This is a genomic window from Xanthovirga aplysinae (assembly GCF_009711365.1).
GTDB lineage: Bacteria > Bacteroidota > Bacteroidia > Cytophagales > Cyclobacteriaceae > Xanthovirga > Xanthovirga aplysinae.
The window spans coordinates 1-15,468 of record NZ_SMMB01001259.1 but is presented as its reverse complement, the minus strand read 5'-3'; the positions used below and the strand labels follow the sequence as shown (position 1 = coordinate 15,468).

12 protein-coding genes are annotated in these 15,468 nt (G+C 36.0%); 4 read left to right on the top strand and 8 right to left on the bottom strand.

Annotated elements, in window-relative coordinates; genetic code table 11:
• Positions 1-13 precede the first annotated feature (13 nt).
• From E1171_RS19780 to E1171_RS19760, 5 genes are all read right to left on the bottom strand, one after another.
• Complete coding sequence (locus E1171_RS19780) at positions 14-2,410, bottom strand: efflux RND transporter permease subunit (RefSeq protein WP_155207794.1); 2,397 nt, start codon at positions 2,408-2,410, stop codon at positions 14-16.
• A gap of 798 nt (positions 2,411-3,208) precedes the next feature.
• Positions 3,209-4,690, bottom strand: coding sequence for a glycine--tRNA ligase (locus E1171_RS19775; protein WP_155207793.1), 1,482 nt, complete (start codon positions 4,688-4,690; stop codon positions 3,209-3,211).
• A gap of 251 nt (positions 4,691-4,941) precedes the next feature.
• Entirely contained in the window at positions 4,942-6,084 is a 1,143-nt protein-coding gene (locus tag E1171_RS19770) for a cysteine desulfurase family protein (RefSeq protein ID WP_155207792.1), read from the bottom strand.
• 193 nt (positions 6,085-6,277) lie between these two features.
• A complete protein-coding gene (gene glmM / locus E1171_RS19765; protein ID WP_187696547.1) occupies positions 6,278-7,669 on the bottom strand; it encodes a phosphoglucosamine mutase in 1,392 nt (463 codons plus the stop codon).
• A 430-nt stretch (positions 7,670-8,099) separates the two neighbouring features.
• Positions 8,100-8,321 (bottom strand): hypothetical protein, encoded by a 222-nt coding sequence (locus tag E1171_RS19760; RefSeq protein ID WP_155207790.1) that lies wholly within the window; start codon positions 8,319-8,321, stop codon positions 8,100-8,102.
• Positions 8,322-9,024: 703 nt separating this feature from the next.
• Here E1171_RS19760 and mazG point away from each other — a divergent pair.
• The 3 genes from mazG (at position 9,025) to E1171_RS19745 (ending at position 11,571) form a co-directional block, all read left to right on the top strand.
• Complete coding sequence (gene mazG, locus E1171_RS19755; protein ID WP_155207789.1) at positions 9,025-9,852, top strand: nucleoside triphosphate pyrophosphohydrolase; 828 nt, start codon at positions 9,025-9,027, stop codon at positions 9,850-9,852.
• 350 nt (positions 9,853-10,202) lie between these two features.
• Positions 10,203-10,556, top strand: a complete 354-nt coding sequence (locus E1171_RS19750) for a hypothetical protein (protein WP_155207788.1) — start codon at positions 10,203-10,205, stop codon at positions 10,554-10,556.
• A 484-nt stretch (positions 10,557-11,040) separates the two neighbouring features.
• Positions 11,041-11,571, top strand: coding sequence for a ferritin (locus E1171_RS19745; RefSeq protein WP_155207787.1), 531 nt, complete (start codon positions 11,041-11,043; stop codon positions 11,569-11,571).
• A 60-nt stretch (positions 11,572-11,631) separates the two neighbouring features.
• Here the strand turns inward: E1171_RS19745 and E1171_RS19740 are convergent, their stop codons facing one another.
• Both E1171_RS19740 and E1171_RS19735 read right to left on the bottom strand, forming a co-directional pair.
• Complete coding sequence (locus E1171_RS19740; protein WP_155207786.1) at positions 11,632-11,931, bottom strand: (2Fe-2S) ferredoxin domain-containing protein; 300 nt, start codon at positions 11,929-11,931, stop codon at positions 11,632-11,634.
• A gap of 258 nt (positions 11,932-12,189) precedes the next feature.
• Positions 12,190-13,227 (bottom strand): RluA family pseudouridine synthase, encoded by a 1,038-nt coding sequence (locus E1171_RS19735; RefSeq protein WP_155207785.1) that lies wholly within the window; start codon positions 13,225-13,227, stop codon positions 12,190-12,192.
• 249 nt (positions 13,228-13,476) lie between these two features.
• On the opposite strand from E1171_RS19735, the gene E1171_RS19730 reads away from it, so the two are divergent.
• Positions 13,477-14,388: a 1-aminocyclopropane-1-carboxylate deaminase/D-cysteine desulfhydrase gene (locus E1171_RS19730; RefSeq protein WP_155207784.1), complete on the top strand. Its 912-nt coding sequence runs from the start codon at positions 13,477-13,479 to the stop codon at positions 14,386-14,388.
• Positions 14,389-14,435: 47 nt separating this feature from the next.
• Here E1171_RS19730 and E1171_RS23940 read toward each other — a convergent pair.
• A partial coding sequence (locus tag E1171_RS23940) for a hypothetical protein (protein WP_187696546.1) occupies positions 14,436-15,468 on the bottom strand: 1,033 nt, incomplete at its 5' end.

The following is a 15,468-nucleotide window of genomic DNA, read 5'->3' as shown; positions in this document are numbered from 1 at the left end:
TTTAAATATGCTCTTAGGCATTTTTCTTTTGAAGACGGATCATATTCAAGTCGATTTCTTCATCCTCCGACTCTTCATAAAACTCTGGATAATTTTCAATCAATGGGTGGCGATCTTTTCTACGTTTTCCATCGTCAAAAGCAAATAACAGGGAAGGTAACAAAATCAGGTTAGTAAACATGGCAATTAACAGGGTAGTAGAAGTTAATACTCCTAAAGCTACCGTTCCTCCAAAATCAGAACCAGCAAAAATCACAAAACCAAAGAATAAAACAATGGATGTATACATCATACTGGCCCCGGTTTCTCTTAGACTTTTTGTTAAAGCTATAGGCACAAAGAAATTGTTGGCAAATAACTCCTGACGATATTTCGCGAGAAAGTGTATAGAGTCATCCACCGAAATCCCAAAAGCGATACTAAAGATCAAAACTGTACTTGGTTTCAAAGGAATATTAAAAAAGCCCATCAATGCTCCGGTTATTAATAGGGGTACTACATTAGGAAGCAATGAAATTATCACCATACGAGCATTTCGGAACAGAACCGCCATGATCAAAGCAATGATGACAAAAGCCAAGACCAAACTGGTTTTAAGGTTATGTATCAGAAACGAATTTCCTTTTACAAATAACAAAGTTGTTCCAGTTACCTTGGCCGACATCTTATCACCCAGAATCTCTTTGATCTTTGGTGCAATATTGGCATTAACCAAAGTATCTAGCTTTTTAGATCCAATATCAGCCACCTTGAGAGATACTCGCATCAATTGACCAGTGGAATCCACAAAATTATTAATCAGATCTGAGTCCTCGTCTTTCAAGTAACGAAGAATAAAATTCTTGTCTTGGTTGGTCGGAAGCGCATAAAAGTTGGGATTATCATTGTAAAATGCCTGACGGGAGGCCTTAACAAAATTAATCACAGAAATTGGCTCAGAAATATATTCTTGATCCGTCAAATAATTTTGTAACCGATCGATCTTTCGAAGATTTGACAGATTCATTACGCCTTTCTTCTTACCCGTATCCACCACCAATTCCAATGGCATCACACCTTTAAAATTATCCTCAAAAAAGGCGAGATCTGTTTTTATCTGACTGTCATCAGGAATATCATCAACCATATAAGACACTGATTCCACCTTATTTATTCCATATATAGAAACAGCCAAAAGAATAGCCGTGACAAAAAAGACCACATGACTATATTGGTGAACCAGAGTATTAAACCAATTGAGCATCTTACGAATAAAGCCAAAATCAAGATGGTTCAATTGGTCTCCTGATGGAGGCCTTAAATAAGAAAAAACAGCTGGAATAAGAATAATACTCACCACAAAAGTGGCCATAATATTTATCCCCGCAACAACTCCAAATTGCCTTAAAATGGTAATATCAGCGAAACCTAGGACAAGAAACCCAATGGCAGTAGTAAAATTTGTTACCAAGGTTACAATACCTACGTTGCGGACAATTCTACTTAAAGCCCTCATTTTATTGCCGTGCTTGCTATATTCCTGATGATACTTATTGAGTAAATAAATACAATTGGGAATACCTATAACCACAATAATTGGAGGTAATAATCCCGTTAGCACGGTCATTTCGTAGTTCAAAATAGCCAATGTACCCACTACCCAAATTACCACCACGGCAATAACAATCATTGGAAAAAGTACAGCCCGCCAATCACGAAAGAAAAAGTAAAGAATGAGGGAGGTTACTAAAGCTGAAAGGATGAGGAAAAAATTTAATTCCTGTTTCACCATATTGGCCATCACAGTACGCACATAAGGCAAACCTGCATAATGCAATTGGATACCGGAATCATCAGAAAATGCTTTTCCTGTATCCATTATCTGATAGACTAAATCTATTCTGGCCGGGGTATTCAACACATCCTTATTGATGATCAACAGTAGCACAGTTGCACCATTTTCCTCATTAAGCAATTGTCCTGAATAAACCTTTTGGTTCCGGGCAATTTGCAACAGACTACCCAAAGAGTGCTGATCTTCAGGCATTTTCTTAAAGATCGACTGGTTAACAAATTTTTTCTGCTCCGGATCTTTTACAAGCATTTGCAGCTCAGGGAGAGATAAAACATTGTCAATTCCATCTAATTGGACTAGCTGATCACTAAGTTCTTTGAAGCGCCTGAAATTTTCCAATCCATAAAGAGCACTATCCTTAACCCCGAGGACCATCATGTTGGCATCTTGTCCAAAAAGGCTTTGAAACTTCTTAAAATAGACCATATCAGGATCATCCGCAGGAACGACCTTGGAATCAGTGTATGCCATGTGTACGTCTTGGGCTCTATAACCCATATAAGCCGTAACAACACCCAGTACAATGATTAATGTTAATCTGTATTTAATAATTAAATGCGCAATTTTTGTCCACATCTCAATAATCCCAAAACTATAATTATGAATATTTTGCTTCTACGGTTTTAGCCCGAGCAGGCCTGTTTTTAGCATGTTTGCCTTTGCAATTTTCTTGCCTTCTACTCTCTAAATTCTAAGCCCATAGGGAGCAGAAGAATTTTTATTGGCAAAACAGTCTTAAAAACGACAAAAAAGGTTACTGAGTATTTTTAATAGAAAAAAACTCAATCCCTTTTCAAATGCTCTAGATTATTTCCACATATCCACCTACATGTTCAGACATTATATTTTGTCTCTTCATAAGGGTTAATGGCCTCAACCAGTCATTAAATGAAAAGAAAAGCATCCGGAGGAAATTTCGCGCAATTTCGTTAATAATTTCTTTTCATTTAACAAAAGGACAACATTTATTGGCCATTTTTTGCTATAAAATCTCTTTTAGTTGATTATCGTTCCCCGAAAGAAAAATAAGACCCCTTGAGGATTAAAATATAGCGTCAACAATTGTAATACATAGGTAAATTCTTTCGCTTGCTTTCAAATCGTCCTTCACTAGGCGACAAATTAAATTGAACAAAATATCATTTAAATATTAGGTCGTTTCGGGGAGAAACCCAGAGATTGGTTTTTATAGTAAGAAAGAAATAGTTTGTGGCTCTAAATGGAGTTAATATAGGTATTGCCAGGTTTGAACCTCACTTTTATATTTTGAAATTCAATTTTACTATTTACTTTAATTTTCTAAATAATATCTCACCAAAAGAAAAGCAGCTCCAAAGAAGCTGCTTTTCTTTTTAAAAAATTCTGGTATTTCATTTACAGTTTATCAAAAATGTTCTTTGGAGAAACTGCAGTTGCAATTTTATCTCTTAAAGCCGAAATACTTACCCTTTCCTGGTTGGTAGTATCTCTATGTCGGATGGTAACTGTGTCATCTTCTAAAGTTTGGTGATCTACAGCAACACAGAACGGAGTACCGATCAAATCCTGCCGTGTATATCGCTTACCAATGGATTGTTGCTCTTCATAGATTAAATTGAAATCATATTTGAGCTCCTGGTAAATTTTTCTGGCTTTTTCAGGAAGACCATCTTTCTTAGTCAAAGGTAAAATAGCAGCCTTCACCGGAGCAATGACAGGATTTAGCTTCAAAAATGTGCGTAGCTTCTTCTTATCTCCTTCCCCCACTTCTTCTTCCGTAAAAGCATTACAAAGCGTCATCAAGAACAGCCTGTCAGCCCCCACAGAGGTTTCTACTACGTAAGGAATGTAGTTTTTATTAACCTCAGGATCAAAGTATTGCTGTTTTTTACGGGAGAACTCCTGGTGACTGCTCAAATCAAAGTCCGTTCTCGAATGTATTCCCTCCACTTCTTTAAATCCAAAAGGAAATTTAAATTCTATATCCAGAGCAGCATTAGCATAATGTGCCAACTTCTCATGATCATGTAGTTTGAGGTTTTCGTCAGGAATTCCCAACGCTTTATGCCAATTCAAACGGGTATCTCTCCAATGCTCATACCATTTCATTTCTTCACCTGGACGAACAAAAAATTGCATTTCCATTTGTTCAAATTCACGCATTCGGAAAATGAATTGACGGGCTACAATTTCGTTTCTAAAGGCTTTTCCTACCTGAGCAATCCCAAAAGGGATTTTCATACGGGCAGTTTTTTGCACATTTAGGAAGTTAACAAAGATACCCTGAGCAGTTTCCGGTCGTAAATACAGGGTATTAGCTTCATCCGCTACCGAACCTACCTGAGTATCAAACATTAAATTGAAATGGCGGATTTCGGTCCAATTTGCTGTCCCTGAAACCGGACAAACAATACCCTCTTCCAAAATCAATTCTAATAAGCCATCCAAATTATCCGCTTCCAGCAACTGTCCCATATTTTTTAATAGGGCATCAGCTTTTTCCTTTTCCCCCTCTTCTTCTAATTGAGCCGCACGATCTTCTATTAAAACATCGGCACGGTACCGCTTCTTGGAATCTTTATTGTCAATTAAGGGATCACTGAAACTATCCACATGGCCAGATGCCTTCCAGGTGGTAGGATGCATAAATATAGAGGCATCAATACCCACCACATTATCATTGAGTTGGGTCATTGACTGCCACCACAGTCGTTTTATATTATTTTTCAGTTCAACTCCATAGGGACCATAATCGTAAACAGCTCCCAATCCATCATAAATTTCACTGGAAGGGTACACAAAACCATATTCCTTTGAATGAGCGATTATCTTTTTGAATAGATTATTTTCTTCGTTTGCTTTTTCTTTCTTTGCCATAGGGACAAAATTTTAGAATAAATTAGGAATTAAGAATTACGAATTGGCGAAAAAACCGTCACTGAGGTTTTTTCGTCGGGACGATTACCCTCCAAATAATTTAAAAGTAAAAAACACCTATTACTACCCAAAATATCAAGGAATAATTTAGAAAATCAGTGGAGTGAATCTACTTTAACTTTAATAGAAAAGGGTCAACTTTTAAAAAATCATAAAAGCTGACCCTAAATAACAAAATATTTTCAATAAATCTAGGCAGTCACCCCATACAATTCCGAGAGTTTAGCCACCGTATAGTCCACTTCTTCAACAGTATTATACTTACTGAAAGAAAAGCGAACGGCTCCTCTTTGAGGATCGGCATTTATAGCACTTAACACATGGGAGCCTAGACTTGCTCCACTATTGCAGGCACTCCCTCCGGAAGCGGAAATTCCGTTGATATCAAGGTTAAACAACAACATGTCATTATCCTCAGAAGGAGGTAAGCTTACATTCAGCACCGTATAAAGGCTTTTATCCGCTTGTACAGAATTCCCATTAAATTCAACACCAGAAATCTTCGCCCTTAATTGTTCCACCATACGGTCTTTTAAACCTTGAATATGTTGATGGTGGGCATCCATTTCCTGATAGGCAATTTCCAATGCTTTTGCCAGACCTACAATGCCATATACATTTTCGGTACCCCCTCTCATGTTTCGTTCTTGTCCGCCCCCGGTTACAAAAGGATGAATATGATGGCTTTTACTTGCATAAAGGAAGCCTATCCCTTTTGGGCCATGAAATTTATGAGCAGACCCCACGATGCATTTGGCCTTCAATACCTTTAGGTCATGTTGATAATGACCCATTGTTTGAACAGTATCGGAATGATAAATGGCACCGTGCTCTTCACATAGCTCAGCTATTTGTTCTATATCAAAAATGTTCCCAATCTCATTGTTTCCATGCATTATGGAAACAAGGGAACGGCTATTGTTCTTTAAAAGCTCATCCAATTGAGAAATATCAAAATTTCCCCTTTCATCTAAATCAAGTAAACTTAACTTAATTTTGCCTTTGGCCTCCAACTCTTTTAGGGTTTGCAGTACCGCCTTATGCTCTATACCAGTGGTAATTGCATGCTTTAGATTATAAGCCTCAATTGTGCAACGAATAGCCGCATTATCGGCCTCTGTCCCTCCAGAGGTAAAGAAAATTTCGGAAGTGGCTGCATTCAATAAGCCTGCAACAGTCTTTCTCGCCCGTTCTATGGCCGACCGCACAGCTCTTCCATGTGAATGAGTAGAGGAAGGGTTGCCAAAATGATCCAACATGAAAGGCTTCATTGCCTCAAACACATCAGGATCAATGGGAGTGGTTGCTGCATTATCAAAATAAACTCTTCTCATGATTAAAATTTAAAAACTTTCTTTCCAAAAAATGGTGAGAAACCTTAGTCTCTCTTCAAAACTCAAAAAAAGAAATCCTCCTTCAACTTTCCATCAAATCTTTTTGAATAGACCTGCCGTAATCCTTCCAAATGGCAGCCACCTTTTACCTTCTTTTACCTTCTTTTTCCTTTATATCAAAAAATAGTTTTTTTTAAATCTCCTCAGAAATAATTTCCTTAATATCTGATATAAATTTATTAGCCAAATGTTCTGCGGTTGCTTCTGATTCTGACTCCGAATAAATTCGGATTATAGGTTCAGTGTTTGATTTTCTTAAATGAACCCATGAAGAATCAAACTCCACTTTTACACCATCAATATCAATTAACGGCTGATTTTCGTACTTAGCCTTTATTTTAGATAAAACGAGATCCACATCAATATTAGGTGTCAACTCAATTTTATTTTTAGAGATCACATAATTAGGGTAAGTGGACCTTAACATAGCCGCTGATTTACCAAATTTGGCCAAATGCGATAAAAATAGGGCTATCCCTACTAACGCATCTCTACCATAATGTAATTCAGGATAAATAATTCCACCATTTCCTTCTCCTCCAATTACAGCCTGGTTTCCTTTCATGGCCTCCACTACATTAACTTCTCCAACTGCTGAGGCGGTATACACACCCCCTCTTTTTTCAGTTATATCCCGAAGTGCCCGTGTGGAAGATAAGTTCGAAACAGTGTTTCCAGGTGTTTGGCTCAAAACATAATCAGCCACTGCTACCAGGGTATATTCTTCTCCAAAAGGTGTTCCATCATCTGAAACCAACGCTAATCGGTCTACATCCGGATCAACGATAATACCTAGGTCATACCCACCATGTTCAACTTCTTTAGAGATTTGAACAATGTTTTCTGGTAATGGCTCCGGATTATGTGGAAAATGCCCATTTGGTTCACAAAACATTTCCTGTACTTCACTTACACCGAGGGCTTTCAACAATTTAGGAACAGCAATCCCACCTGTTGAATTTACACAATCAATAGCGATTTTAAATTTATGTGCTTTAATAGCATCCACATCCACTAAAGGCAGGTTCAAGATCATCTCAATATGTCTATCGATATAACCTTCCTTCTTTTTATAACTGCCAAGCTCTTTTACCTCAGCAAACTCAAAAGATTCATTGGTTGCAATCTCAAGCACTTCGGCTCCATCAGCAGCAGAAATAAACTCACCTTTCGAATTGAGCAGCTTTAACGCATTCCATTGGATTGGATTATGGCTGGCTGTCAGAATTATTCCTCCAGCAGCTTCTTCCAAAGGAACCGCCACTTCAACGGTAGGGGTAGTTGATAAACCTAAATCAATTACATCAATTCCCAACCCTTGTAAAGTGGATGAAACCAACCCATTCACCATTTCTCCGGATAATCGGGCATCACGCCCAATAACAATCTTATTGATACCACTTGCCTGTTTCGCCCAGCTGCCAAAGGCAGCAGCAAACTTCACTACATCCAATGGGGTAAGTGCTTCTCCGCTCTTTCCTCCAATGGTTCCTCTAATTCCTGAAATAGATTTAATTAAGGTCACTTTAAGCAAAAAAATCTTTGTTTGAGGACAAATGTAAGGAAAAAATTCTACAAGTTTCCTTTAAAAAGATATTTGGTAGCAGACAAAAAACAACTGGTTTCTAATGCGTGATAAATGGTAAAATATTTCTTAAAGGATTGTTTTTTTTAGATTATCTGGGCCCCTGAAAGAAGTGAAGAATGTAGGGTGAGAGGATTAAAGAAAGTGTTGTCACAAAATCCTCAAAAAACTTACATCTGCAGATTAAGATTATATAATGGAACCAAATCTTTTGAGTAGGAAGGGTCTTAGAGGCCAAGAATTATAAATAGATTTATATCCAAAAAAATTTAACGGTTTAGGGGTTAAACCACTGAATGCATGGTATCATGAGTTAAAAACCCTCTGAAAATTCCTTTTCCTTAACTTAAACCCTCAGAATTCCTAAGGCTTAAAATTTAGACATCACTTTTTCTACTTCTGAATTATTGTTTTTGCATTGTTCCCCAGGCATTTTACCACAAAAACCACAGGCTTCCCCTTCTTTATTTAAAAATGGACTTTGAGAAGCACAGGTCCCCTTAAATTCCCCGTTTTTCACAAACAACAGGCGAACAGACATCAATATGAAAAATATTAATACAAAACCAATGCCTAATAATACAGTTTCCATAACCTCTAATTTTTTGTTGACCTCTACCTCAAACGCTACCCCTCTGTGGATTAAGCTTAAATATTGGGGCAAATGTAATTAATTGTTGTTACAAACACTTCTTTCACCGGATAAAAATGATTTCTTTCCTCACAAAGAAAATCCCCTTTTACCATTCTACGTCACTTAACGAGTAGATGAAATTCAAAGTTTCACTCTTTATATGGGTAATTTCATTATTGCCAAAGCTTATAGTTTGGACTTTTCCATAGATGTAATCAATCTTCTGATGCCTTAAGGAATTACTCATCAATATAATTTGTTTATAAACCCTTCCAATTATTAAAAAGGATAAACTTGAATTATGGTACTATTATCGATCTTCATTGAACGAATTTCCCTTATATCAATGGCAAATGAGAAAATGAGAAAAAGGATATTCCCAAAATTCTAACTTAAAATTCAATTTCAACTTTTAAATTTGGCCGACTCAAGGTAGTCAGACTGATTCAGACCTCGTTTATTGGTAGTAGGGGAACACTCCTATATATCGTTGAACCTCATCAACAATGGTAAAAATGACAAAGGGAAATCTTGAAGGCCTAATATTTTCAAGAAATAAGCCACTGAATTATTTAATAAGTTACTTAATCATAGTAACCTAAATGGGTTTAAATAGAAATTTTTAAAATCACTCTAATACTTTTATTGGTAGAAAACTTCGATGAAAAATATAATAAAAACTACTGATCCTCAAAGAGCAGAAAAGCTTCAGGCTTTTGACAGGCTTTTAACTATCATGGATGAATTACGCGAAAACTGTCCATGGGATAAAAAACAAACCATGGAAAGCCTTCGACATTTAACGATTGAGGAAACTTATGAATTAGCCGATGCCATATTGGAAGGAGATATGGAGGAAATCAAAAAAGAACTAGGGGATATTATGCTTCACCTGGTTTTCTACAGCAAAATAGGCTCAGAAAAAGAAGTTTTTGATGTAGCGGATGTTTTAAACAGCATTTGTGATAAGTTAATCCACCGTCACCCGCATATTTATGGTAATGAAAAAGCTGAAGATGAAGAAACGGTTAAGAAGAACTGGGAGAAATTGAAGCTTAAAGAAAAAGGAAATCTTTCTGTACTAGGAGGAGTCCCTAAATCTTTGCCTGCTGTAATAAAAGCCATGAGAATTCAAGAAAAGGCCAGTGGAGTAGGGTTTGACTGGGAAAATAAAGAACAAGTATGGCAAAAGGTTGAGGAAGAAATTGATGAATTAAAGGAAGAATTAGGAAAAGAAAAGCAGTACCTAGAGAACAAAGAAAAAATAATGGATGAATTTGGGGATATCCTTTTCTCTTTGATTAATTATTCGCGCTTTATCGAAGTCAATCCTGAAGAGGCGCTGGAAAGGACCAACAAGAAATTTATTAAACGTTTTCAGTTTATTGAAGAGCAAATTTCTAAAAAAGGTAAATCATTTGGACAAATGAGCTTAGCTGAAATGGATAAATATTGGAATAAGGCCAAAGAGCAAAAAAATGAGGATTAAAGGAGCATACACTAAGAGGTGTTTAAATTTCAATGTTTAAGTGAAAATGGGGGCCTTTAGAAGCTATGTCCAAGCCTTTTTTGAGCTCGTAAGCGATAAATACAAACGATAAAAGGAGAGATATAAACCTGTTCTAAAATCCTTTACAACAAAAAAAAGATTTTTACACAAGCTCTAAACCTCATATACTTTTTAAAAAAGTGAGCGTTCCAATTCTAATTCCAAATGATTAAATGAGCAAATTATTAATGACTACTTAATTTTATTTGGATTGATTTTAAATAATGCATACTTTTGAAGCGGTTTTAGTGTTAATAGCATTGTAACCCAATAAAAAAGGAGAATTTCATATGAGTAGCAATCATCACTTAACAGAAGTATATAAAACCAAAGACGGAATAGTTTATCAAGATGACCTACAAAAATGTCTGATTATTGATTTTGCCGGACAAAAAACTTGTTATTCAGTAGATGGTTTTTTTCAGCTTAAAAAGTTAGTTGATCGGGTGGATATTCATTCTATGGTGGCCGATGCTTCCAATCATGCTGACCTTGAAATCATTTACCCTCTGGCTTCAGACCGTTGCTACGTATTAAATTTTTGTGAAATCATCAAATTAAGAAGTCTCTTAAATGGTGCTAAAGTAATGCTTGAGCTCAACAGTATTATCAGGGAAAGCCTTTACACTCCGGTAGTGGTATAAGAGTTTATCCCTCCTTTTTCTCCATTTACCATAACTAAATCACTAAGCTTTTACTCTAATTGTAGCAATAAATTGCTTTTTTAGATAATTAAGTAAATTCATTGATTATTTTAATTATTTAGGGCTTTAAAGGCAAAATTTCACACTTTTGATCTTACAATTTTCTACCCCTTAATTACTGTTACTAATACTTAATTTCCAGCTCCCTGTAATATCATTTTATTACTTTTGTGCAAATTTATATTAAGTCTATATAAACAGAACTATTAGTAAATCCTTCTTTACAATCAACAAAACTCCCTTAAATTCAACTCAATACCTTTTCTATCTTTATTTAAATCTATAATTAGAACAGTTCCAAATTTCATTTTGATGTGACTTTTTATTCCCAAAAAACGTAATATTACAATACGATGACCACAATAGGTCTTCCAAAAATTTTTATTAGATCAAAATCGTTGTATAATTAATAAATCCCCCAATCATGAAAGATCTGCTGAGATTACGAACATCGCTAAAAGAAGAAATAGAAAAAGCTCTTAACGAACAAGTAAAACAAGAGGGGGCCTCCTCTGCCTTGTATTTATCCATGGCTGGATGGTGTGAAAGAAAAGGATTTGAAAAAAGCGCAGAATTTTTTTACGATCAGTCCGAGGAAGAAAGAGGACACATGCTCAAGCTTTTCCGCTATATCAACGAAGTAGGAGGAAAAGCCGTTACTCCTCCAGTAGGTGAAGTAGTCCAGGAATTTGATTCTTTCAGATCAGTATTTGAAATGGCCTTAGAGCAAGAAATTAACATCACTGATTCTGTCAATCGTCTTGTGGACAAATGCTATAAAGCCAAAGACTATTCAACTGTTAATTTTCTGGAGTGGTTTGTTGAAGAACAAAGGGAAGAAGAAGCTATTGCCCGAAGATGTATTGAACTTTTTGATATCATTGGCGAGGAGGGAGTTGGAAGATTTACCATTGATCAGGAAATCGGTGAAATTAAAACGCCTAAAGAAGTTTAATCTAATTAATAATAAATAAAGAAGAACGTCTATCTTATAAAATAAGATAGACGTTCTTCTTTATTCACTACTTTTGTTTTCCTCTCCCAAAATTTTTTCTTTAAATAACTCCTCAGCCTTTCCAAGAGTGACTTTTGCACACCATTTATTTTCAGGCTGAAAAGCCATAACGGGAGCAAAATTACAACGATCCGTGCAATGCATTCGGACCACCTCCACCTCATCATTTTTGATGCCAAAAACTTTAGTTCCTTTTTTGTACATCTTATAAATTTCCTTGCTTCCCTTTTTCTTACAGGTCCCTCCTTCGCAGATATAAATCACCTTCTTTGGACCGTAAAATTCCTTCTTTTTACTCATACTACTTCAACCTTCTCTTTCCCTTACTTCCAATTTTCGAATTATAATTGTACTAACCATGCTGATATTATTAGAACAAAAAGAATATCAAAATTTACAACTATCCTTAATAAAGATTTTCTTTCCGGACCAATGCAAATTCATATTGAACAAATTCCCGTATCCCCATCAAAAAAATATTTAGTATAAAAAAGAACTGAATTAAGAACCCTCCTTTTATTCAAAGTAAAAATTTCTATTTCTTAATTGATAATAATTTTAATGGTGCTGCACATAATTATCCCACTTTTCCATTACCTCCACAAAATCCTTAGGTAATTCAGAATCAAATTGCATGAACTTTTTGGTAGCAGGATGAACAAAACCTAAAGATTTTGCATGTAAAGCCTGCCTTGGAATAACTTTAAAACAATTGTCAACAAAAGATTTATACTTCGAGAATTGGGTGCCTTTCAAAACTTTATTCCCACCATATGTGCCATCATTAAAAAGTGGATGCCCTAAATATTTCATATGAGCACGGATTTGATGAGTTCTTCCCGTTTCCAGGTTACACTGAATTAAGGAAACATACCGTAAATTTTTTAACACTTTGTAATGAGTAATGGCATGACGCCCAAAATCACCCTCTGGAAAAGCGGTTGTAACACGCCGATCTTTTAAACTACGCCCCAGATTTACGTTAATAGTTCCTTCTTCCTCTTTGGGCTCTCCCCACACCAATGCATAATAAGTACGTTCAATGCTGTGATCAAGGAACTGCTTTGCCAATCCACTCATTGCCAAATCTGTTTTTGCAATCACCAATAAGCCGGAAGTATCCTTATCAATGCGGTGAACTAACCCAGGTCTACCTTCATTATTCTCCATAGTAGGAAGATTTTGAAAATGAAAAGTCAACGCATTCACTAGAGTTCCAGTCCAATTGTTGTAGGCCGGATGCACTACCATTCCTGCATCTTTATTCACCACCAGCAGATGTTCATCCTCATAGACAATATTCAGAAGAATATTTTCAGGAACAACATCTGTATCACGAGGAGGCTCTGGCAAAGAAACGGTTATCAACTGGTTGGGGCGAATCTTATAATTAGGTTTTATCTCCTCACCATCCACCAAGACAAAGCCATCCTTAATCCCCGCTTGCACTTTATTACGGCTAACATTGGGCAATCGATCCATCAAAAACTTATCGATTCTCACCAAAGTCTGCTTAGGATCTGTTTCAATGCGATAGTGCTCAAACAATGATTCGTTCTCTTCTTCCAACAATTCCAGTTCTTTTTCTTTGCTCATAGCATAAAATTAAAATACAAAGGTACCTAATAATTAGTGAATAGTTGATAATGATTAGTGAATAGTGCGGTGTTGAATTATAATTTATAATTGATAACAATCTCTATTTCACCAAAAAATAACGTTAAGTGATTAGATTTAATGCCAAATTTGCACCAAATGTCCTTTAAAATGTGCTGGAAATTATATTTTAGCTTGGCCTCCCTTTTCAATATCCTTATTTAGCCCTTTAATTAGTATTTTTGCCCTATGTTAAAAGAAGCGCATCAAGCCCCAACAGTTGAAATATTCGATCCAATTTTCGAAAAAAATCAGGTTCGATTATTTATTAAAAGAGAGGATCTACTACATCCGGACATCTCTGGCAATAAATGGAGGAAGCTGAAATATAACTTGAAAGAAGCTAATAGAAGGGGAGAAAAAACACTTTTAACCTTTGGAGGCGCTTATTCCAATCATATTTATGCAGTTGCTGCCGCCGGAAAGGAATCCGGCTTTAAAACCATCGGTATAATTAGAGGAGAAGAACATTTGCCTCTGAACCCTACCTTGAAGTTTGCCAAAAACTGTGACATGGAACTCCATTATTTAAGCCGAGGAGATTACCGAAAAAAACATATACCTAAATTTATAGAACAACTTCATGATAAGTTTGGTGATTTTTATCTCATTCCAGAAGGGGGAACAAATAATTTCGCCATTAAGGGCTGCACCGAAATTGTGGACGAAATTCCAATTGCCTTTGATGTGATCTGCAGTGCATGCGGAACGGGTGGTACTCTTGCCGGCCTAATTGCAGGCTTAAACGGCGAAAAAAAAGTGATAGGTTTTTCTGCTTTAAAAGGTGATTTTTTGAGAGGGGAGGTAGAGAAGTTATTAACTGGCTATAATAAAAAAATCTATAAAAACTGGACTATTAATAGCGATTTTCATTTTGGTGGGTATGCAAAGGTTAAACCAGAACTAATTTTATTTATCCACACCTTTGTGGATAAACACCAAATTCCATTGGATCCCATTTATACAGGAAAGATGTTTTATGGGATTTACGAGTTAATTAAAAGTGGATATTTTAAAGAAGGTAGTCGGATTGTGGCGTTGCATACTGGAGGACTGCAGGGAAATGAGGGAATGAAAGAAAAATTAGGAATTGGAAATTAAGAATTACGAAAAGGGCTTATCGTAATTCTTAATTCATTGCCTTGTATCTAATTATTAATAGGATCTACAGAATAGGTCAAATCCCTGTCATTGAAGGTTATACGGTAATCACCCGGTCCTTCAATATCAATACTATACCAATTATCAGAGTTTTTAACAATATTTTGATTGTCATCCAATCCCCAATAAGTGCGATTGAATCCATTTGCATAAAAATAAAAACTAAAATAGCCAGTTACGCCCAAAATATCTATTGTCCATTGGTGCTCATCATTAGCTCCCTTTTCCATACTTAAATCAAGATTTACATATTTACCCTCTATATCGCCGTGACCATATATATTCATATGAGAATAAGTTGTAATAGCACCTTCCCACTCAAATTCTTGATCCTCCAACCACTCTAATTCCCAAGTAATATTAGCTGAAACAGATGCTTGACCACCCTCATCCCCATTTGAAAAACTTAAGGGACTTAACAATGTCTTTTGGTTCCGGTTCACTGGAATGGTATGTTCATCAAAAACATCTTTGGATGAAATAAGATTTCCATTATTATCATAGAATTGCATAGATAGCGTATAATGTCCCGCATAGGCATACACTATAATGGTTGTTTCATTACTTCCTTCAGAAACCAAATTTTCATAATAAAACTCCGAATATCTCGAATAATAATCATAGTATCCTGGCTGATCTTCTCCAATTCGAATGTCAAAATAAGAATCTCCATTTCCAGAAACGCCAACTTTATCGACATAAACCGGGAGATCGGTAATAGTAATTTCCATTCTCCCTGAAACCCTCTTCATGGTTACGTCAAATTGGTATTCATTTTCGAAGGCAATAGTTTGATTTAATTCTCCTCCCCAATATGCATCATTTTCATACTCAAGTCCGTGAAACCAGACAAAATTGTACATTCCTTCTTCAAATACTGTACTGGGATAATTGGAAAACTCGCTCTGATCAATGTAATGGTTGGCTTTTTCAGCAAAACCTTCACCTTCTTCATGCATGAAGTGATAAAGATTTAGGTAATTTACATCTACAGGAGGGTCTGAAACAACAGCAGATACA